The sequence below is a fragment of the Pseudomonas sp. NPDC088322 genome, from assembly GCF_044740745.1.
GTDB lineage: Bacteria > Pseudomonadota > Gammaproteobacteria > Pseudomonadales > Pseudomonadaceae > Aquipseudomonas > Aquipseudomonas shirazensis.
On record NZ_JBIURK010000001.1, the window covers coordinates 526598 to 548843 of the forward strand.

Below are 22246 nucleotides of genomic sequence, written 5' to 3' on the forward strand. Positions count from 1 at the left end.
TATGCAACTTGAATTTACGCACTTGCCCGAGGTTACCCCCGTGTTTTCCCAATTCGCCCTGCATGAACGCATCCTTAAAGCCGTGGCCGAGCTGAAATTTGTCGAGCCGACTCCGGTACAGGCGGCGGCCATCCCCTTGGCGTTGCAAGGGCGAGACCTGCGGGTAACGGCACAAACCGGTAGCGGCAAGACCGCTGCGTTCGTCCTGCCGATGCTCAACCGCCTGGCTGACCTGGGCGGCCCGCGCGTCGAGATCCGTGCGCTGATCCTGCTGCCGACCCGTGAGCTGGCTCAGCAGACCCTCAAGCAGGTCGAGCTGTTCTCTCAGTTCACCTACATCAAGTCGGGTTTGGTCACCGGCGGTGAAGACTTCAAGGAACAAGCGGCCATGCTGCGCAAGGTGCCGGACGTGCTGATCGGCACCCCAGGGCGCCTGCTCGAGCAGCTCAACGCCGGCAACCTCGACCTGTCGCATGTGCAGGTGCTGGTACTGGACGAAGCCGACCGCATGCTCGACATGGGTTTTGCCGAAGACATGGAGCGTCTGTGCAAAGAGTGCGAGAACCGCGAGCAGACCCTGCTGTTCTCTGCCACCACCGGCGGCGCCGCGCTGCGCGATATCATCGGCAAGATCCTCAAGGATCCAGAGCACCTGATGCTCAACAGCGTCTCGCAGCTGGCTGAGGGCACCCGTCAGCAGATCATCATGGCTGACCATGACCAGCACAAAGAGAAGATCATCCACTGGCTGCTGGACAACGAAACCTTCCAGAAGGCGATCATCTTCACCAACACCCGCGTAGCTGCCGACCGTGTCTATGGTCACCTGGTGGCCAAGGACATCAAAGCGTTCGTGTTGCACGGTGACAAGGACCAGAAAGACCGCAAACTGGCCATCGAGCGCTTCAAGCAAGGCGGCTCCAAGGTGCTGGTAGCAACCGACGTAGCGGCCCGTGGCCTGGACATCGATGGCCTCGATCTGGTGATCAACTTCGACATGCCGCGCAGCGGTGACGAGTACGTACACCGTATCGGCCGTACCGGCCGTGCGGGTGGGGAAGGTCTGGCGATCTCGCTGATAACCCACAACGACTGGAACTTGATGTCGAGCATCGAGCGCTACCTCAAGCAGCAGTTCCAGCGCCGCCTGATCAAGGAAGTCAAAGGCACCTACAACGGGCCGAAGAAGGTCAAGGCGTCCGGCAAGGCCGTCGGCGTCAAGAAGAAAAAAGTCGACAAGAAGACTGGCGAGAAGAAGGCTGCTGCCAAGCGCAAGCCAACTGCCAAGCCGCGTCCTAACGCGCCATTGGCCAGCGTCGATGGCATGGCTCCGCTGAAAAAGCGCGCGCCCAAGCCAGAGTAAGTCTCTCCGGGGTCGCGTTCGCGGCCCCTGATCTGCGCCCGCCCTTCAGCGGCGGGCTGCAGTTGATCTAGCCGCAGGCGTTGCGCCTGATCACTCCGCTTTCTTCTCCGCAGTTTTCAGCTCCTGCAGACGGTGCTCGATCAGCTGGCACTTGTCCGGCACATCCTTGCTTTCAGTCGCCAGGTCCATGCCCTGCAACTCGTCGTTGATTTCCTTGGCCTTTTGCGGGTTTTGCTCAGTCAGTTGGCTGACCACCTTGGCCAGCTCTTCGCGTTTGGCGGTGGCTTCTTCCGGCGTGCAGGCCCAGCTTGGCAGGGCGATGCACAGACCGACGGCAATGGCACAGCTGCTTAGGATTTTCACGGGTTGACCTCCTTGTTGGCGTTATCCGGTTGAGGGGCCAGCGGCTGGAAAGTTCATGTGGTCAGGCCTTCTGAACGCTTGCCAACACCCGCATGTCCCACCCTGTGTACCTCTTTCCGTCCACAGCAAGGAGCCATCGCCATGAGCCACTACGACTGGGATTTGATCGAACGCCTGTTGCACGAAGTGCAAAACGGCGCTGAACAAAGCTTCACGCCTCGCCCTTACGCCGAACAACACGCCGCCGCGCTGGCTGCCAAAGGCCAGCCCGTGGGTGACCTGGACCAGCTGAAAACCCGCGCCTGCGAATACGAAAAGCTGCTGCTCGATCGCGGCTACATTGCCAGCCGCCCGGAAGAAGAGGGCGGGAACGGTGAAAATTTCGTGCTCACCGAGCGTGGTTCGCGCCTGCTCAGCATGATCGACAGCAGCATCCCCGGCTTCGAGCATCCGCGTCAGGTGTTGGATGAGCAAGCCGATGCGCTGGATCAGGCGACCTTCGATCACGTGTCGTCGAAGGCGCAAATCGCTGGCGGTGCAATTTAGGCTGGCCGGGCCGGGCTTCGGCGTCCGATAATCGCAGTCTGATCCACTTATCTGCCGAGCCTTGCCCATGCCTGCAAATCACACCGAGGCCCGCCTATGAGCGCGGCCCGCAAGAACCCTGATGCCTTTGCCCTGCAATTGATGCTCGGTTTGTGCCTGATCTGGGGCAGTCAGCAGGTCATGATCAAATGGGCCGCTGCGGATATCGCGCCAGTGATGCAGGCGGCGTTTCGCTCTGGCATCGCTGCGCTGCTGGTCGGCCTGCTGATCTGCTGGAGGGGCGGCTGGGGGCAGGTGGGTAGCACTTGGCGTGCGGGGTTGCTGGCGGGCGCTTTGTTTGGCCTGGAATTCATGTTCATTGCCGAGGGGCTCAAGCTGACTTCGGCGGCGCATATGTCGGTGTTCCTGTATACCGCGCCGATTTTTACCGCCTTGGGTTTGCACTTCATGCTGCCCAGCGAGCGCCTCAGGTTGCTGCAGTGGCTGGGCATCCTGCTGTCGTTCGCGGGTATTGCGTTAGCGTTTGCGGGAGGCGTGCAGCTGGATCAGATTGATGGGCGAACGCTGCTGGGTGATGCCTTCGGTGTGCTGGCTGGCTTGGCCTGGGGAGCTACTACTGTGGTCGTGCGCGGCTCGCGGTTGTCTGAAGCGCCGGCGACCCTGACCTTGTTCTATCAGTTGATGGTGGGTTTTGTCGGATTGCTGATGATTGCTCTGCTCACTGGGCAGATCGGCATGGTCACGCTTACGCCGCTGGCGATGGGCAGTGTGCTTTTCCAGGGCGTGGTGGTGTCGTTTGTCAGTTACCTGACCTGGTTCTGGTTGTTGCGGAAGTACCTGGCTTCGAACCTTGCGGTGTTCTCTTTCATTACTCCGCTGTTTGGCGTGACCTTTGGCGTGCTATTGCTGGGTGAGCCGTTGAGCGTGAATTTTGTGCTCGGTGCGTTGATGGTTTTAGCCGGAGTAGTGTTGGTCAGCGCTGAGCCTTGGGTGCGTCGGCAGTTGCGCAAGGTGGTTGGTTGAGGCGGTCAATGTCGCAGCAACCCCCCTCCAAACGCCGCTTGCAACAGTGAGAAACAGTTGACCGGCGGTCGGAACAGCCCGCCGCTGCTTGATCCCTGTCAAAATCGGCCTTATGTATAGGATTAGACGCATGCGTAATGCAGGACATAGGACTATGATCTGTATGAAACATCGAATGATCGATTTGCCGTGAGGCTGACCCGTGAAGGGGGCACTATGAAAACACCACTGTTCAACTGGCTCCATGACCTGGCTGTCGCCTTGGGTCTGATACCGCCACCGCTGCAACCGGTGCCGATCCCCACCGACGAAGAGCAGCGCAAACGCCAGCCTCGTCGCCGTTGAAATGAAAAGGCCGCCGCATTTGACTATGCAGCGGCCTTTGTCTTTTCAGCGCAGTGCTGTCTAATCAGGCCAGATTTGCGCTAGCCACCGGCCGCCGCGACAGCAGGCTGACCAGCACAAAGCTCACCAGGCCAACCGCCAGGCTGTAGTAGATCGGCGTATTGGCATCCAGGCCATCCTTGACCATGAACAACAGCGCGGTGGCAAAGCCCAGCGACATGCTGGCGATGGCTCCTGCGGTAGTTGCGCGCTTCCAGAAAATCGCCCCCATCAGCGGGATCAGCATGCCGCCCACCAACAGGTTGTAGGCCAGGGTCAGAGCGCTGATTACATCATTCACTGCCAGGGCGATGGCCAACACCACCAGACCGGTGAGTAGGGTGAACAGGCGGCTGGTGGCCAGGCTCGATTGCTTGCCACCGCGCAGCTTGGGCAGCAGGTCTTCGGTGACCGTGGTCGAGGCCGCCAGCAGGCCGGCACTCGCGGTCGACATCATCGCCGCCAACGCAGCAGCCATCAGCAGGCCGCGAATGCCGTCAGGCAGGGTGGTCTTGATCATGGCGGCGAAGGCGTTGTTGGGGTTGGCCAGGTCCGGCAGCAGCACATGCGCCGCCATGCCGATCAGGGCGCAGGCCAGGCCGTACAACACGCAGTAGATACCCGCAGTGGTACCGGCGCGCTGGCAGACTTTTTCATCCCGCGCGGTGAACACCCGCTGCCAGATATCCTGGCCTATGAGAATGCCGAAGAAGTAAATCAGGAAGTAGGTGAGGATGGTGTCCCAGCCGATGGTGGTCCAGTTGAAGCTGGACGCCGGCAGTTGCGCCACCAGTTGATCCCAACCGCCGACCTTGTACAGGCACACCGGCAGCAGGATGAACATCAGGCCGACGGTCTTGATCACGAACTGGACGATGTCGGTCAGGGTCAGCGACCACATGCCGCCAATGGTCGAGTAGATCACCACCACGCCACCGCCGAGCAGCACCGACAGCCAGAACGGCAGGTCGAGCAGCACTTGCAGCACGGTGCCCATGGCCAGGGTTGAGGTCACTCCGATCATCAAGGCATAGGCCAGCATGATCAGCGCGCTGGCCTGGCGCGCCATCGGGTTGTAACGCCGCTCCAGCACCTGGGTCACGGTGAAGATGCGCAGGCGCAGCAGCGGTTTGGCCAGGAACAGGTTCAGCGCAATGATGCCCAGACCCAGTGCGGCGCACAGCCAGAAGCCGGAGATGCCGTGTACATAGCCCAGGCGGACGGTGCCGACGGTCGATGCGCCGCCGAGGACGGTGGTGGCCATGGTGCCCATGTACAAGGTCGGGCCGAGGTTGCGCCCGGCCACCAGGTAGTCTTCATGGGTTTTCGCGCGGCGCATGCCGTACCAGCCCAGAGCGAGCATGCCGGCGGCATAGATCAATACAACGATGATGTCCAAGGCCATTGGGGGTCTCCCGATTATCATTATTATGGCGAGATCAAGTGCCCGGGCAGCCTCACGGTGCCCGGCGGTATCAGCAAGTACGGGTGGGCCTGTCACTGGCCCATGCAAGCAGCGCGACTGCAATCGAGCGCGCTGTCGACATCCTTAGCGGCGCGCTACTCCTGGCAGTACGCAAAGCATTTCAAACAGCAGGTTGGCGCCCAGCAGCGAGGTGTTGCCGGTGGTGTCGTAAGGTGGGGAGACCTCGACCAGGTCACAGCCGATCAGGTCCAGGCCCTGACAGCCGCGGATGATTTCGATGGCCTGAATGGTGGTCAGGCCGCCAATTTCCGGAGTGCCGGTGCCGGGCGCCCAGGCCGGGTCGATGCCATCGATGTCGAAGGACAGATATACCGGGCCACCCGCGACCTTCTCACGCACTTCAGCCATCAACGGCTCCAGCGACTTGTGCCAGCACTCTTCGGCCTGCACTACGCGAAAGCCCTGGCGGCGGCTCCAGTTGAAGTCATCGGCCGTGTAGCCTTGGGCGCGCAGGCCAATCTGCACGACCCGGTCGCAATCGAGCAGGCCTTCTTCGACGGCGCGGCGGAAGGTGGTGCCGTGGGCGATCTTCTCGCCGAACATGTGGTCGTTGACGTCGGCGTGGGCATCGATGTGCACCAGGCCGATCTTGCCGTGTTTTTTGTGCAGCGCGCGCAGAATCGGCAGGGTGATGGTGTGGTCACCACCCAAGGTCAGCGGGATCACGTTGTGTTCGACGATGGTGTCGTAGGCTTCTTCGATGATGCGCACGGCATCCAGCAGATTGAAGGTGTTGATCGCCACATCGCCGATATCGGCAACCGACAGCGAGTCGAAGGGCGCGGCGCCGGTGGCCATGTTGTAGGGGCGGATCATGACTGATTCGGCGCGGATCTGGCGCGGGCCGAAGCGGGTGCCGGAGCGCAGCGAGGTGCCGATGTCCAGCGGCACGCCGACAAACGCGGCGTCCAGGCCTTCAGGGCTTTGCAGGTGGGGCAAGCGGAGCATGGTGGCGATGCCGCCGAAACGCGGCATTTCGTTGCCGCCCAGTGGTTGGTGCAGAGTCTTGTCCACAGTGGGCCTCATCAGTCGATCGATTGTTATGGTTGTTCGAACCTGGGCCAACATGCTGCAACTGAGCGCAGCGGGCGGCGAGCAGGGTCATTGCGGGCAGTCTGCGCAAGCTGGTGGCCGAGAAGAATCGCTACCGACAAATACTTAGTTCAGGAATCTCTGAACTAAAGGCCGCCGCCAAGGTAGACTCCGCCCATTGCAACTTGCTCATTGCCACTGCGGACCGATCACCACCATGGCCTCGTCACTGCCCGACCCGAAACTGCTGCGGATCTTTGTCAGCGTGGTACGCCACCAAGGCTTTGCAAATGCCCAACGTGAGCTGAACCTGTCGACGTCGGCCATCAGCACCTACATGAGCCAGCTGGAGGCGGGGTTAGGCATCGTGCTCTGCCACCGTGGCCGCGGTGGCTTCAGCCTGACCAGCAAGGGCGAGCTGTTCCACCAGGAGACGCTGCGCCTGCTGGCCGAGCTTGATGGTTTTGAACAGTACGCCGCGGCGCTCAAAGGTGAATTGCGCGGCACGCTCAACCTTGGCGTGCTCGACTCGACCGTAGGCGATCGCGCCTTGCCGCTGGCAGAGGCGATTGGCGCCTACAGCCAGGAGCATCCGGCCGTGCACCTGCACTTGTCGGTGTCCAGTCCATACGAGCTGCAGCTGGGGGTGCAGGACAACCGCCTGGACCTGGCCATCGGTGCGTTTTCTTCGCGCATGAGCGGTCTGGTCTATCAACCGCTGTATCGCGAGCAGCATTGGCTCTACTGCAGCAACCGCCATTCGTTGTTCGCCGAAAGGCGGATTCCAGAGCCCGTCATTACCCAGCAGCGCATGGTTGGGCGAGGCTACTGGAGCCAAGCCGAGCTGGCCCGGCACGGCTTCAAGCATAGCGCGGCAACGGTGGAAAGCATGGAGGCGCAGCTGATCCTGATCCTGTCCGGCGCCTATATCGGTTATTTGCCCGAGCACTATGCACAGGCGTGGGTCGACAAGGGCGATTTGCGCGTATTATCGCCCGCCACATTTGGTTACCAAGCCCCGTTCTCCCTGATCATCCGTCGCGGCCGTAGCCGCGAACCATTGATTCAGACATTCCGTGATTTGCTCAAAAGTCAGCTGAACGTCAGCTGATAAACGCCTGGATGAATGCACTCCGTCAGGAACGGTAAATTTCCTACAAAAGTGCCTGCTGACAGGCTATCGCTCTGCTAAATATTGATTGGCCCCTGATGAATTTCCATCGTTTGCACACGCAAGGATTGCCTTGATGCGCCTGAACTTGCCCGTTACCGAGCATGAAAGAACCTTCCCCAACGAACAGCGGCTTATTTCCACTACCGACCTCAATAGCCGCATTACCTATTGCAACGACGCATTCGTGGCCATCAGCGGTTTTACCTACGATGAACTGGTCGGACAAACCCACAACCTGGTGCGCCATCCAGATATGCCGGCGCCGGTATTTGCGCTGATGTGGGACACCATCAAACAGGGCAAACCGTGGATGGGCGTGGTCAAGAACCGCGCCAAGAACGGTGACTTCTATTGGGTCAGCGCGTATGTCACGGCGGTGTACGAAAACGGCCGCATCAGTGGTTATGAGTCGGTCCGCTCGGTGCCCAGCCGTGAACAGATCAGCCGTGCGGAACGGCTATACGCCCGCCTGCGCAGTGGCCAGCGCGCAGTGTCGTGGTCGACGCGGGTGCTGCACGGGGTTGGCCAGAGCTGGCCAATACTGGCCGCTGCTGCGCTGTCTACTGCAGGCTATCTCTGGCTCGCGCCGCAGGCTGCGATCGCCGTGCTGCTGGCCAGCTTGCTGGGTGCCGGCTATGCGCTGAACCGCCTGCACGCTCGCGCTCTGCAGCGCACCCTGGACGAACACCCGAAAGCCTTCACCGACCCGTTGGTGGCCCTGACCTACAGCGATAACCGCGGCCTGCATGGCCAGCTGGACCTGGCCATCATCAGCGAAGAGGCGCGCTTGCAGACGGCGCTGACCCGCCTGGTCGATGCAGGTGTCGGGGTCAAGGCACGCGCAGCGCAGTCTGCTGGATTGTCCGATGCCCAGGCGCAGATGCTTGACCGCCAGCGCAGCGAAACCGAGCAATCGGCCACCGCCATTGCGCAGATGGCTGCGACTATCCAGGAGGTTTCGCAAAACGTGCAGAGCACTGCCCATGCTGCCGGTGACGCTGACCAACTGGCCCAGCACGGCAGCCAGCTGGCTCAGCAAAGCCTCCAGGCGATGGGCAGCATGAGCGAGGCAGTCAATGACATCGGCCAGGCCGTGCACGCCTTGGCTCAGCAGACGCAGTCGATTGGCAGCGTGGTCGATGTGATCACGTCGATTGCCGAACAGACCAACCTGCTGGCGCTTAACGCGGCTATCGAAGCTGCCCGCGCGGGCGAGCAGGGCCGTGGCTTTGCCGTGGTCGCCGACGAGGTGCGCTCACTGGCCCAGCGTACGCGCACCTCGACCGACGAGATTCACCAGATCATCAGCAGCCTGCGTGCGGGCGCCGAGCGTGCGGTGTCGTCGGCTAGCCGTGGTGAACAGATCTCCCGCGACAGCGTGCACAGTGTCGAAGCGGTGCGTGAGGCGCTGAGCGGCATTGCCCAGGCGGTCAGTCGTATTACCGGCATGAGCCAGCAGATGGCGACTGCTTCGGAACAGCAAAGCCACGTCGCCGAAGATATCAACCAGCAGATCACGCGCATTTCCCACCTGTGCGACGAGAGTGCCGGACAGGCCAGGCAGGGCGCTGAGATCAGCCAGGACCTGGAGCAGATGGCCGAGTACCTGCACAGCCTGGCCGAACGTTTCAACCGCTGACCACCTCCCGAACCCACATGGACGTGGGCGCTGTATGTTCTTCTCGAGTGGCTATGGCACACTGGCGCCCTCCAGGAGAACCCGATGTCCAGACCCCGCTGCGAACGCTGCAAGCGCGCGCAAGACCATTGCTTATGCCCGCTGATCCCCCGCCTCGACAGCCGTACCCGGGTCGTCCTGTTGCAGCACCCCAGTGAAACCGCGCATGCGCTGAATACTGCTCGCCTGGCCGCGCTCGGCCTGGTCAATGCACAGCTGTGGGTGGGGGAAGTGTTTGCCCAGCTGCCGGAGTTGCTGGCAACGCCGGGGTATCGGCCGGTGCTGTTGTTTCCCGGTGACGAGGCGCAGGCACTGACCGCGTATGCGTCACCTGATGAGCAGCCGTTGCTATTGATCGTGCCGGATGGCACCTGGCGCAAGGCGCGCAAGCTGTTGTACCTGAATCCGCTGCTGGCAGCGCTGCCACGGGTGACCCTGGCGCAGGTGACAGCCTCGCGCTATCGCCTGCGCAAGGCGCCGGCGGAGGGCGCCCTGGCCACGATCGAAGCCGTGGTGCAGGCGCTCAACGCGCTGGAGCAGCCGCGGTGTTTCGACGAGCTGCTGCGCCCGTTCGACGCTTTGATCGAAGGCCAGATCCGCGCCATGGGTCGCGACACCTTCGAGCGCAACCACGGTTGCTGAATCAACGTTCGCGCATGGCCTCGGTGCGGGCCTTGAGCACCGGTTTGAGCAAGTAGTCGAGCACGCTTTTCTGCCCGGTGATGATATCCACCGTGGCGACCATCCCTGGAATGATCAGCAATGGCTTGTTGTCGCCGCCCAGGTGATTCTTGTCGGTGCGCACCTGGATCAGGTAGAACGCGTTGCCCTTGTCATCGGTCACGGTATCGGCGCCAATCAGCTCCAGCTTGGCCTTCAGCCCACCATAGATGGTGTAGTCATAGGCGCTGAACTTGACCATCGCGGTCTGCCCCGGGTGCAGGAAGGCGACGTCCTGCGGGCGCACCTTGGCTTCGATCAGCAGGTTGTCCTCGATTGGCACGATCTCGACCAGGTCGCTGCCCGGCTGGACCACGCCGCCGATGGTGTTGACCTTGAGCTGCTTGATGATGCCACGCACCGGTGACACCACCGTGGTGCGCTTGACCCGGTCGTCGATGGCGATGCTGGTGGCGCTGATCTTGGACAGGTCAGTGCGCTTGTCGTTGAGTTCCTTGGCCGCCTCCGAGCGGAAGGTGGCATCGGCTTCCTGGATCTTGCTCTTGATTTCTGCCACTGCCGCATCTGCCCGCGGAATGGCCAGGCTGGTGGCGTTGAGCTGACCGCGGGCTTCGACCGTGCGCTGCTTCAAACGCAAAATTTCCACCGGCGAAATCGCTCCGGTGCCCACCAATGGCGAAGACATGTTCAGTTCTTGCTGGAGCAAGCCCAACGCCGAACGGTACTGATCGACCTTGGAGCGGAACTCGGCCAGTTCCTGGGTCTTCTGCCGCAGTTGTTCGTTGAGCGTCTGCTTCTCGCTGGTCAGCCGCCGTTGCCGGGACTGATACAGCGCCAGCTCGTCCTCGGCCACCTGTGGCGCCTTGCTGCGAATCTCTTCCGGTACGGTGAACGGACGCCCTTCAGCCTCCGCCGAGAGCCGTTCGACCTGCGCCGTCAGTGCGTAGCGGTCGACCTCGCTTTCGCCCTTGTTGGACAGAAAGCGGGTGTCGTCAAGGCGCAGCAGGGTTGCGCCCTTGGCGACCATCTGGCCTTCACGCACGAAAATCTCGGTGACGATGCCGCCCTCAAGGTTCTGTACCACCTGGACCTTGCCCGAGGGGATCGCCTTGCCCTCACCGACAGTCACCTCATCGAGCACCGCCAGGCTCGCCCAGGCCAGCGCAACCAGCAGCAGCGCCGCCGCCAGCCACACCGTCAGGCGCGATAGGCGCGGCGAGTCCTGCAGCGTGGCGCCGGCCAGTTCGGGCATGTAGTCGCGCTCGGCAGTGTTGCCGGCACCTTGGAAATAACTGCGCAAGAAGGCCATCGGACTACTCCTCAAAAGCGTCTACAGCGCGGCGCCAATGCGCCCTTTGCGCAGCGCATCGATGACTGCATCCTTCGGCCCGTCGGCAACGATCTTGCCGTTGTCCAGCACCAGCAGGCGGTCGACCAGGCTCAGCATCGAGGTCCGATGCGTGACCAGCAGTACGGTTTTGCCCGGCACCCAGTCGAGCAGGCGCTGGCGCAGTTGCTCTTCGCTGCTGTTGTCCATGTGGCTGGTGGGCTCGTCGAGGATCAGGATCGGTGGCTCCAGCAGCAGCGCCCTGGCCAGCAGCACGGCCTGGCGCTGGCCGCCCGAGAGCAACTGGCCGCGTTCACCCACCGGGCGGTCGAAACCCTGCGGATGCTGGCGCGCCAGTTCGGTCACGCCGGTCAGTTCGGCCACCTCGAGCATGCGTGCGTCGCTGACGTGGCGGGCACCCAGGGTGAGGTTGTCGCGCAGGCTGCCAGCCAGCAGCGGCAGATCGTGGGCGACGTAGCCGATCTGGCTGCGCAGGTCGGCGATGTCCAGCTGGCGCAGGTCGAGGTTGTCCAGCAACACCTGGCCTTCATCAGGATGATAGAAGCCCATCAGCAACCGACCCAAGGTGCTTTTGCCCGAACCGCTGCGGCCGACGATACCGATGCGCTCGCCGGGCTGCAGGGTCAGGTTGACGTCATTCAGCGCCGCAGCCGTCTGGCCAGGGTAGCGGAAGCTGACATTGCTGACGGCCACGCCGCCCTTGAGGCTGGTGTGCTCCAGCGCCTGTTGCTCGGCCTGGCGCTCTTGCGGCAAGGCCATCAGCGCATCGGTGCTGCGCATGGTCAGCTGCGCTTGCTGATAGCGGGTGATCAGCCCCGCTATCTGACCCAGTGGGGCCAGGACCCGGCTGCCGAGCATGTAGGTAGCCACCAGTGCGCCGACACTGAGGTTGCCGGCGATGATGCTGTAGACCCCGGCAACGATCGTTGCCATGCCGCAGAACTGTTGGATGAACAGCGTACCGTTGCTGGCCAGCGAAGACAGGTTACGTGCGTGCGCATCGAGCCGGGCAATCGCGCCGTTGGTCTGCTCCCAATGGTACTGGCGCTCACTTTCAGCGCCGTTGGCCTTGAGCGTTTCCAGCCCACCCAGAGTTTCGATCAACAGGGCCTGGCGCACTGCTCCCAGGCTCAGGCTTTTTTCCACGGTGTCGCGCAGGCGGATCTGGATGATCAAGGCAAAACCAACTGCCAGCGGGAAGGCAATCAGCGGGATCACCACCAGCCAGCCGCCCAGCAGGCCAACCACCACCAGCATCAACGCCACGAATGGCAGGTCGATAATGCTGGTCAAGGTCACCGCCGTGAGAAACTCGCGCAGCCCCTGGAAGTCATGAATGCTCTGGGCGAAGCCGCCGATGGTGGCCGGGCGCGCCTTCATCGACATGCCGGTGATGCGTTCGAACAGGGTTGCCGAAAGGATCAGGTCGGTCTTCTTGCCGGCCTGGTCCAGCAGGTGCGCGCGGACCATGCGCAGAACCATTTCAAAGGCGGTGCCGATGAACAACCCGGCCACCAGCACCCACAAAGTCGAGACTGCCTGGTTGGGCACTACCCGGTCGTAGGTCTGCATGACGAACAGCGGCACCATCAGGCCCAGCAGGTTGATCAGCAGGCTGGCCAGCAAGGCATCGCTGTACAGCCAGCGGGAATGGCGCAAGGTGTCGCGAAACCAGGCATCGACCCTCGGCATCAGCGGGGTGCGCAGGTTTTCCAGAGTGTGCCGCGGGCGGGCAAACAGGGCATGGCCGGCGTAGGCCTGTTCCAGCGCCTCGCGCTCGACCCATTGCTCGCCGCCTTCGGCCTCGGACGGCAGGATCAACGCGCGGCCGTCTTCGCCAAAGCGCTGTAGAACAGCACAGCGGCCGTCTTTGAGCAGCAGCAATACAGGAAGGTTGAGTGTGGAAATTGCGCCCAGCTCACGCTTGAGAATCCGCGCTTGCAGGCCTGCGCGGGCTGCGGCTCTGGGCAATAACTCGGGCCCCAGCCGCTGGCTGGCCAACGGTAGGCCGCTGCACAAGCTGGCACGGCTGGCGGGGCAGCCGTGCAGTTTGCACAGAATCAACAGGCCATCGAGCAACGGATCGTCAACGTCCAGCCGGGGCTGGGCATTTTGCATACTGGTCACGATGGCCTACTCCTGCCGCAATGGAGGGTGTACGGCTACATCCGAAACGTTGCTCGATAACGGTCAACGCATTTCGGGCAACTTCGCTTCGCTGCGTACTTCAGTCTTGGCGATGGCTTCTGCCGGCAGCGCAATGCGCTGTTTGCTGAGCAATTCACCCATGGTCGAAAGTACGCGGTACATCGAGTATTCCTCGGTGTAACGCACTTCGGTGTAACGGCGGTTGGCGTTGTACAGCTCGTTCTCACTGTCGAGTACGTCGAGCAGGGTACGCTGACCAAGACCGAACTGATCCTGATAGGCGGCACGCACGCGCTGGGTGGTTTCAGCGTATTCGCGCGCGGTCGGCGTCTGCTTGCGCGCGTTGTTCATGGCGTTCCACGACAGGCTCAGGTTCTCGTTGAGTTCGCGCAGGGCGTTGTTGCGGATGTCCAGCGCCTGGTTGATCTTGTGCGAGTCCGACTGCAGGCGAGCTTTGTCGCTGCCGCCGCGGAACAGGTTGTAGTTCAGCTCGACGCCTGCCTGCCAATCGTTGTTGCTGTGGCCGCGCTCGCCGCCCAGGTTGTTGTTGGCGCCGGTGGCCAAGATGGCGTCCAGACGCGGGTAGAAGGTCGACTTGGCGACTTCGTACTGCTTCTCGGCGGCATTCACATCGGCCTGAGCCGAACGCAGGTACGGGTTGTTTTCCTGCATGCCGCGGCGTGCGTCTTCCAGCGTGCTCGGCATTTCCACCTTGATGGTCGAAGGGGTTTCCAGCTCGTCCGGCATCAGCCCGACCACGCTGTAGAAGTTGGCTTCGGCGTCAGCCAGATCGACTTCGGCGGTGTCCAGGTTGTTTTCAGCCAGGGCACGACGTGCGCGCGACTGATCGAGGTCAGCACTGCTGCCGACACCGCGCTCGGTGCGCAGGCCGATCTGGTCGTTGACGCGCAGGTGCGCTTGCATGTTGTTCTTGGCCAGGGTCACCAGTTCGCGACGCTTGAGCACTTCGAGGTAGACCTCGATGGTACGCAGGGCGACGTCCTGGGCGATTGCCTGAGTGTAGTAGGCACGCGAGTTGGAAACCGCTTCGGTACGGCCGACTTCGTTGGAAGTGTTGAAACCGTCGAACAGCATCTGGCGCAGACGCAGCTCGGACTGGGTGTAGTTCATGGTTTCTTTGTTGTGGTTGCGCGTGCCGTCAGCGTTCAGACCACGGGTGTTGAGGTTGTCGGAGCGCTGGCGACCGTAACCTGCAACCAGATCGACGCTTGGGTAGAACCCGCCACGGGCGAATTTCACATCTTCGTCGGCAGACAACCGGCTGTTGCGATAGGAACTGATTTGCGGGTGATGATCCACGGCGTTCTGAACGGCTTCGGTGATCGACATCGCCTGAATGTTGGCACTCGCCATGGCCAACAGGATTGCACTGGTGATGGGGGTAAGAACGCGCATGGGGTACATCTCCATTGTCTCTAAAAGTGTCCAGCATTCGCCAAAAAAATGACGATTATTATGAGGTAGACCGTTTCAAGTTTGTAACAACAGAGCTAAGAACATTTAACGCGCGAGCTAAGAAGATTTGTTCATAAGGTCTATGCGAAAAAAAACTTATGCGGTCTAAAGAATCCGCGACATTGTTCTACTCAACGGGCCTATAAATCAAGCTGTAGTCAGCGGTTTTAGGTCATTGCAACAAGTTCCAGAACTTTTGCAGCTAAGAACTCAGTGAAAACGGGCCGTGTCGGAATTTGGCGACAATTAATTGTCACTCTGTAGTAGCAAAATTCCATCATCTCTATCGGCTTGGCCTGCGCAGTGTAGAGCTGTTTGCTGACTTTTGGCGTTTGATTGACGCCTTTATTCGGCCTGGCGCCACTGTGTTTTTGCTGCATTCAAGCTGCAGGATCCGTTCGGCAGGGGAGACGTAGGGCATGGCTAAATTTATCGGAGTGGTCAGCAAGGTGGTCGGCCAGGTTTTCGCGGTCGACAGCGACGGCAGCCGCCGCCTGTTGGTCGAAGGCGACCGACTCTATGCTGGCGAACAGCTCGAAACCGGTAACGCCGGAGCCATTGCGGTGCGCCTGGACAACGGCGCAGAGCTGACCCTGGGCCGCGACAGCAGCCTGCAGATGTCGCCAGAGCTGCTGGCTAATCAGGCCGCCCATGTGCAGACCGACGACGTCGCCCCCAGCCAGGCGCAGTTGACCGATGTCGAGCGCTTGCAACAAGCCATCGCTGCGGGTGCCGACCCTAGTGAAGAGGCCGAGGCTACCGCGGCTGGGCCCAATCAAGGTGCCCCAGGCGCTTTGGGCGGCGGCCACAGCTTTGTCATGCTGACTGAAGTTGCCGATCGCGTAGACCCTACGGTTGGCTTCCCGACTGCGGGCTTCAACGGTGTACCGCTGTTGGTCAATGGCTACATTGGTGACCTCGATCCGACCAGTTCCGACGATGTGCTGCCGCCCGCGTCCCCACCTCCGGTGAATCCGCCAGACAACCCGGTCACCCTGCAAGGTCTTGATGTCAGCCCCGGCGAACTGATCCTCGACGAGGCCAACCTGCCCGACGGCTCCAACAGCAACCCGGCGGCGCTGACCCAGCAAGGCTCGTTCACCGTTATCGCCGCCGACGGCGTGTTCAATCTCAGCGTAGGTGGCATCAACGTGGTCACCGGCGGGGTGGTTACCGGTATTGGCCAATCCATCACCACCGCCCTTGGCAACACCCTGACCATCACTGGCTACAACCCGGCGACCGGCGTGGTCAATTACAGCTACACCCTTAACGGCACTGAGCAGCACGCCAACGGTGGCGGCAGCAATGTGATCGGCGAGCAGTTCCCGGTGCAGGTCAGCGACAGCGATGGCGATGTAGCCAGCGGCAGCCTCGACGTGATCATTCGTGACGATGTGCCCAAAGCGGTGAATGACAGCAACGCAGTGACAGCGACCGAGCAGCAGCTTGAGTTGACCGGCAACGTACTCAACAACGATGTGCAGGGCGCCGACCGGGTCGTCGGCGGGCCGGTGATTGCCGGTACCTTCAGCGGCACCTACGGCACATTGGTGCTGGCTGCGGACGGTACCTACACCTATACCCTCAACGCCGATGACCCTGATTTCAAAGGGCTCAAAGGTGGCGGCAGTGGCACCGAGAGCTTTACCTACACCATCAGAGACGCCGACGGCGATACCAGCAGCGCGACCCTGACGCTGAACATCAGCAATCTCAACGACCCAGTGACGATCGGCGGGCTGGATGTCGCCGGTGGTGAGCTGATTGTCTATGAAAAGAATCTGGTCAATGGCAGCGCGCCAGACGGCGCTGCGCTGACGCAGAACGGGACCTTTACCGTTGCCGCGCCAGATGGCTTGCAGAGCCTGAGCGTGGGCGGCATCACGGTAGTCAGCGGCGGCGCAGCAGGCGGTTTTCCACAGTCGATCACGACCGCGCTGGGCAACACACTGACCATCACCGGCTACAACCCGGCCACAGGCGTGGTGAGCTACAGCTACACGCTGCTCGACAATGAAGCCCACGTCACCGGCAACGGCAACAACAGCCTGGGCGAAACATTTGTCGTGACAGCCCAGGACAGCGATGGCAGCGCTGCCTCGGCCAACCTTGACGTGAGCATTGTCGACGATGTGCCCAAGGCGGTGGATGACACCAACGCGGTAACGGCCACAGAACAGCAGGTGGAACTCAGCGGCAATGTCCTCAGCAATGACGTACAAGGCGCTGACCGGGTCGTGGGTGGCCCGGTGGTTGCCGGCACCTTCACTGGTACCTACGGCACGCTGGTGCTGGCTGCGGATGGCACCTACACCTACACCCTCAACGTTGACGATGCCGACTTCAAAGGCCTTACCGGCGGTGGCAATGGTATCGAGACCTTCACCTACACCATCAAAGACGCTGACGGTGACACCAGCAGTGCGACCCTGACCCTGAACATCAGCAACCTCAATGACCCGGTAACACTTGGCGGCCTCGACGTGAGCGGAGGCGAGGTTACCGTTTACGAGAAAAACCTGATCGATGGCAGCGCAGCTGACGGCCCGGCCCTGCAACAAGGCGGCACCTTCACGGTGATTGCTGCGGATGGCCTGCAATCTTTGAGCGTCGGCGGCATCAACGTAATCAGTGGCGGCGTAGCCGCAGGCTTCCCGCAGACGATCACTACCGCGCTGGGCAACACCCTCACCATCACCGGCTACAACCCTACGACAGGCGTGGTCAGCTACACCTACACCTTGCTCGACAACGAGACTCACCCCGATGGCAACGGCACCAATGGGTTGCAGGAAAGCTTCACGGTCGTTGCCAAGGACACCGACGGCAGTACCGCCACTGGCAGCCTCGATGTAACCATCGTCGATGATGTGCCGCAGGCGCACTGCGACTTCGCCAGAGTCGAAGCAGGCGGTCAGGTCAGCGGCAACGTGCTGGCCAATGATGTGATTGGCGCCGATGACTTGGCCGATGGCCGCTATGTAGTTGGCGTGCGTGCCGGCTCCGATACCTCCACGCCGGCCTCTGGACAGTTGGGCGTCAATGTCCAGGGCACCTATGGCTACATCACGCTGGATGCCGAAGGTAACGGCGTTTATCACGCCTACCCGAACAGCAATGCACCGGCTGGTGCTACCGATGTGTTTGTCTACACCATCCGCGATGCTGACGGCGATCAGAGCACCACGACCATTACCATCAACGTCAACAACTGCCAGATGATCGCCGGGCAGGATACTGACGTTACAGTTTATGAAAACGCCTTGGACCTGACCAAGGACGGCAACGACCTGGCGCCCGGCACCGTCACCGGCAGCCAACCTGGCTCGACCGGCGAAACAGCCAGTGGGACCTTGGTCGGTTCGGTCACAGGCGGCGTTGGCGCTTTGACCTACAGCCTGGTTGGCAACACCGAAGGGCAATTCGGGCAGATCCAGGTCAACGCCGATGGCTCCTACACCTACACCCTGACCTCGCCGGCGAATTCACCGACCCATCAGAACGACGGGCCGAACATCATCACCGAGACCTTTACCTATCAGGTCAAGGATTCGCTCGGTAATACCACCACCAGCAACATCGTCATTAGCATCGTCGATGACGTGCCACAGGCGCACTGCGATGTTGCTCGCGTGGAAATGGGTGGGCAGGTCAGTGGCAACGTGCTGCTCAACGACGTGATCGGCGCCGACGTCTCCGCCGATGGTAAATACGTAGTCGGTGTACGCGCCGGTTCAGATACATCGACGCCTGCCTCTGGCCAACTCGGCGTCAGTGTCCAGGGTACTTACGGCTACATCACCCTTGATGCTGAGGGTAACGGCGTTTATCACTCCAACCCGAACAGCAATGCTCCAGCAGGCGCGACGGACACCTTCGTCTACACCATCCGCGATGCAGACGGCGATGAGAGCACCGCAACCGTCACCATCAACGTACTCAATTGCCAGATGGTTGCTGCACCAGATCACGATGTCACGGTCCATGAAAACGCTCTGGACCTGACCAAAGACGGTAACGACCTCGCGCCCGGCACCGTCACCGGCAGCCAACCTGGCTCGACCGGCGAAACAGCCAGTGGGACCTTGGTCGGTTCGGTCACAGGCGGCGTTGGGGCTTTGACCTACAGCCTGGTTGGCAACACCGAAGGGCAATTCGGGCAGATCCAGGTCAACGCCGATGGCTCCTACACCTACACCCTGACCTCGCCGGCGAATTCGCCGACCCATCAGAACGACGGGCCGAACATCATCACCGAGAGCTTTACCTATCAGGTCAAGGATTCGCTCGGTAATACCACCACCAGCAACATCGTCATCAGCATCGTCGATGACGTGCCCCAAGCGCACTGCGACGTTGCTCGTGTGGAAATGGGTGGGCAGGTCAGTGGCAATGTACTGCTCAATGATGTGATCGGCGCGGATGTTTCTGCCGACGGCAAGTACGTGGTCGGCGTGCGGGCCGGTTCCGATACTTCGACCCCGGCCTCCGGGCAGCTCGGCGTGAATGTTCAAGGGACTTATGGCTACATCACCTTGGACGCTGAAGGAAACGGCGTTTATCACTCCAACCCGAACAGCAATGCTCCAGCAGGCGCGACGGACACCTTCGTCTATACCATCCGCGATGCAGACGGCGATGAGAGCACCGCAACCGTCACCATCAACGTACTCAATTGCCAGATGGTTGCTGCACCAGATCACGATGTCACCGTCCATGAAAACGCTCTGGACCTGACCAAAGACGGCAACGACCTCGCGCCCGGCACCGTCACCGGCAGCCAACCTGGCTCGACCGGCGAAACAGCCAGTGGGACCTTGGTCGGTTCAATCACAGGCGGCGTTGGGGCTTTGACCTACAGCCTGGTAGGCAACACCGAAGGGCAATTCGGCCAGATCCACGTAAACGGTGACGGCTCATACACCTACACCCTGACCTCGCCTGCGAATTCGCCGACCCATCAGAACGACGGGCCGAACATCATCACCGAGAGCTTTACCTATCAGGTCAAGGATTCGCTCGGTAATACCACCACCAGCAACATCGTCATCAGCATCGTCGACGACGTGCCCCAAGCGCATTGCGACGTTGCCCGAGTGGAAATGGGCGGTCAGGTCAGCGGTAACGTACTGCTCAACGACGTGATCGGCGCGGATGTGTCTGCCGACGGCAAGTACGTGGTCGGCGTGCGTGCTGGGTCTGATACTTCGACGCCTGCCTCTGGCCAACTCGGCGTCAACGTCCAGGGCACTTACGGCTACATCACCCTCGATGCCGAGGGTAACGGGGTTTACCACTCGTACCCCAACAGCAATGCCCCAGAGGGCGCCACGGATACCTTCGTTTACACCATCCGTGATGCCGACGGTGACCAGAGCACCGCGACGGTCAGTATCAACGTGCTCAACTGCCAGATGGTGGCGACACCGGATCACGACGTCACTGTCTACGAAAACGCTCTGGACCTGAACAAGGACTGCCACGACCTGGCTCCGGGCGCTGTGCTCGGCAGCCAGCCGGGATCGGCCGCTGAAACAGCCAGCGGCACCTTGGTTGGCGCCGTGAGCGGCGGCGTAGGCATCCTCACCTACAGCCTGGTCGGCAATGCCGAGGGCCATTTCGGCCAGATCCAGGTCAACGGCGATGGCTCTTACACCTATACCCTGACTTCGCCTGCCAGCACTTCGCCGCAACAGAACGATGGCCCCAATATCGTCACCGAAACCTTCACCTATCAGGTCAAGGACTCACTCGGCAACACCACCACCAGCAACATCGTCGTCAGCATTGTCGATGACGTGCCCCAAGCCCACTGCGACTTCGCCAATGTGGTCGAAGGCAGCAGCGTGACGGGCAACCTGCTGTGGAATGACGTGATCGGCGCCGACGTCTCTGCCGCTGGCCAGTATGTGATCGGGATCCGCGCCGGCAGCGACACCTCGACTTCTGCTGTGGGCCAACTCGGCACAGAGGTGCAAGGCGCTTATGGTTACGCAACGCTGGATGCCAACGGTAATGGCGTTTATCACGCCAACCCCAACAGCGTGTCACCGGCTGGAGCTACCGACACCTTCGTCTACACCATCCGTGACGCCGACGGTGATGAAAGCACTACGACGGTGACCTTCAACGTCCAGGACGCCAGCCAGGCGGGCTGCGTTGATGGAGTTGTTGGCGCTCGCTCGGCGGCCACTGACAAAGCTGCGCCGATCCGGTTCGACGTTGACGAACACAAAGCCACCGGCTCGCTCAAGGAGCTTGCTCGCAGCGCGTTCGCTGCCAACAGCGGCGCCATGACCTCCGCGCTGGTGGTGGCCGGCTATCTGGCGCAGATGGGCAACAGCCACGCCGGCGAGCAGGACGTGTACACGGTGGCCCTGCGCAAGGGTGAGACGCTCACCCTCGACCACGATCGCGCGCCGGGCAACTTGCTCATGGAATGGAAAGGCGCAGCTGGCAGCTATCACCCTGTGGCGGACGGCGGCAGCTTCACCGCCAGCCACGATGGCCTGTACAGCATCCAGCTGACCAGCACGACCGACAGCACTGCCCCGGCGCAGGACAGCTTCAAGCTCAGCCTGCTGATCGATTCGAGCAATGTCCAAGGCCAGAGCCACCCTGGCGGCCAGACAGTTGGCAGCGACCCGGCAACTGGCACTGCAGACATCGTCTACCACGCAGACAGCACTGGCAGCGCGCTGACCGCCGATACGTTGTTGGCGGTGGAGGATGGCAAAGGCGAGGCGGTGCTGGTAAGCAGCCCAGGCAATGACCTGCTCGAAGGCGGTCACGGTATTGATACCGTCAGCTATGCCACAGCCAAGGCAGGCGTAGTGGTCGACCTCAACCTGGTGGGCCAGCAGGATACCGGCGGCGGTGGGCTGGACACCCTGGTCAGGATCGACAACCTGATCGGCTCGGACTACCACGACACCTTGATTGGCAACGCCAGTGACAACGTGATGATTGGCGGTCGGGGTGATGACCTGCTGACCGGGGGTGGCGGCAATGACACCTTCGTCTGGCAGAAGGGTGACACCGGCCACGACACTGTGACTGACTTCACGCCAGGCGCTGATCATCTTGACCTGTCGCAATTGCTTCAGGGCGATGGTGGCGCGGCGGCTTCACTGGATGACTTCCTGCACTTCAAGGTCAGCGCAGCGGGAGGTACGGTGGTGTCGACCATCGAAGTCAGCAGCGTGGCCGGTGCGGCACCGAGTCAGACCATCGACCTGGCCGGCGTCGACCTTGCCCAGCACTATGGCGTAACGGCGGGGGCGGGTGGTCTTATTGCATCCGGGCATGACACCGCAACCATCATCAACGGCATGCTCAACGATCATTCGTTGAAGGTGGATACCGTCTAAGGTTGTTTGACTCATCTTGAGCCCGCTGGGGCCGCTTTGCGGCCCTTTCGCGACACAAGGCCGCTCCTACAGGGACCGCGCTAGTCAGTCATGCGCGGACCCTGTAGGAGCGGCCTTGTGTCGCGAAAGGGCTGCGCAGCAGCCCCGGCTATCTCAATTGGATCAACGATA

Annotated in this window: 14 protein-coding genes; 8 read left to right on the plus strand and 6 right to left on the minus strand. The window is 61.4% G+C overall.

Annotated elements, in window-relative coordinates; all coding sequences use genetic code 11:
- Position 1: 1 nt before the first annotated feature.
- The gene (locus tag ACIOAU_RS02510; protein WP_101317619.1) at positions 2-1363 is read left to right on the plus strand and encodes a DEAD/DEAH box helicase; all 1362 of its coding nucleotides are present in this window, start codon (positions 2-4) and stop codon (positions 1361-1363) included.
- Between the two features lie 90 nt (positions 1364-1453).
- On the opposite strand, the gene ACIOAU_RS02515 is transcribed toward ACIOAU_RS02510, so the two are convergent.
- The gene (locus ACIOAU_RS02515; RefSeq protein WP_101317621.1) at positions 1454-1726 is read right to left on the minus strand and encodes a hypothetical protein; all 273 of its coding nucleotides are present in this window, start codon (positions 1724-1726) and stop codon (positions 1454-1456) included.
- 141 nt (positions 1727-1867) lie between these two features.
- On the opposite strand from ACIOAU_RS02515, the gene ACIOAU_RS02520 reads away from it, so the two are divergent.
- The 3 genes from ACIOAU_RS02520 (at position 1868) to ACIOAU_RS02530 (ending at position 3640) form a co-directional block, all read left to right on the plus strand.
- A complete protein-coding gene (locus ACIOAU_RS02520; RefSeq protein ID WP_259075260.1) occupies positions 1868-2272 on the plus strand; it encodes a transcriptional regulator in 405 nt (134 codons plus the stop codon).
- A gap of 96 nt (positions 2273-2368) precedes the next feature.
- On the plus strand, positions 2369-3295 hold the full coding sequence (locus ACIOAU_RS02525; protein WP_101317625.1) for a DMT family transporter: 927 nt from the start codon (positions 2369-2371) through the stop codon (positions 3293-3295).
- 216 nt (positions 3296-3511) lie between these two features.
- Positions 3512-3640, plus strand: coding sequence for a PA1414 family protein (locus tag ACIOAU_RS02530; protein ID WP_256585700.1), 129 nt, complete (start codon positions 3512-3514; stop codon positions 3638-3640).
- A 64-nt stretch (positions 3641-3704) separates the two neighbouring features.
- Here ACIOAU_RS02530 and ACIOAU_RS02535 read toward each other — a convergent pair whose 3' ends face one another.
- Positions 3705-5084 (minus strand): sodium:solute symporter, encoded by a 1380-nt coding sequence (locus tag ACIOAU_RS02535; protein ID WP_150572169.1) that lies wholly within the window; start codon positions 5082-5084, stop codon positions 3705-3707.
- A gap of 144 nt (positions 5085-5228) precedes the next feature.
- Positions 5229-6179: an agmatinase gene (speB, locus tag ACIOAU_RS02540; protein WP_101317629.1), complete on the minus strand. Its 951-nt coding sequence runs from the start codon at positions 6177-6179 to the stop codon at positions 5229-5231.
- Positions 6180-6414: 235 nt separating this feature from the next.
- On the opposite strand from speB, the gene ACIOAU_RS02545 reads away from it, so the two are divergent.
- The 3 genes from ACIOAU_RS02545 to ACIOAU_RS02555 all read left to right on the plus strand — a co-directional run bounded on the left by ACIOAU_RS02545 (position 6415) and on the right by ACIOAU_RS02555 (position 9691).
- On the plus strand, positions 6415-7308 hold the full coding sequence (locus ACIOAU_RS02545; RefSeq protein ID WP_101317631.1) for a LysR family transcriptional regulator: 894 nt from the start codon (positions 6415-6417) through the stop codon (positions 7306-7308).
- Between the two features lie 136 nt (positions 7309-7444).
- Positions 7445-9010, plus strand: coding sequence for a PAS domain-containing methyl-accepting chemotaxis protein (locus ACIOAU_RS02550; RefSeq protein ID WP_150572170.1), 1566 nt, complete (start codon positions 7445-7447; stop codon positions 9008-9010).
- An 84-nt stretch (positions 9011-9094) separates the two neighbouring features.
- The gene (locus ACIOAU_RS02555) at positions 9095-9691 is read left to right on the plus strand and encodes a tRNA-uridine aminocarboxypropyltransferase (RefSeq protein ID WP_188035592.1); all 597 of its coding nucleotides are present in this window, start codon (positions 9095-9097) and stop codon (positions 9689-9691) included.
- 1 nt (position 9692) lies between these two features.
- On the opposite strand, the gene ACIOAU_RS02560 is transcribed toward ACIOAU_RS02555, so the two are convergent.
- The 3 genes from ACIOAU_RS02560 to ACIOAU_RS02570 all read right to left on the minus strand — a co-directional run bounded on the left by ACIOAU_RS02560 (position 9693) and on the right by ACIOAU_RS02570 (position 14642).
- A complete protein-coding gene (locus ACIOAU_RS02560; RefSeq protein WP_220633262.1) occupies positions 9693-11039 on the minus strand; it encodes an HlyD family type I secretion periplasmic adaptor subunit in 1347 nt (448 codons plus the stop codon).
- A gap of 21 nt (positions 11040-11060) precedes the next feature.
- Positions 11061-13196 (minus strand): type I secretion system permease/ATPase, encoded by a 2136-nt coding sequence (locus tag ACIOAU_RS02565; protein ID WP_401180161.1) that lies wholly within the window; start codon positions 13194-13196, stop codon positions 11061-11063.
- Positions 13197-13268: 72 nt separating this feature from the next.
- Entirely contained in the window at positions 13269-14642 is a 1374-nt protein-coding gene (locus ACIOAU_RS02570; RefSeq protein ID WP_101317641.1) for a TolC family outer membrane protein, read from the minus strand.
- Between the two features lie 479 nt (positions 14643-15121).
- Between ACIOAU_RS02570 and ACIOAU_RS02575 the strand changes: the two genes are divergently transcribed.
- Complete coding sequence (locus ACIOAU_RS02575; RefSeq protein WP_401179758.1) at positions 15122-22075, plus strand: retention module-containing protein; 6954 nt, start codon at positions 15122-15124, stop codon at positions 22073-22075.
- Positions 22076-22246 lie beyond the last annotated feature (171 nt).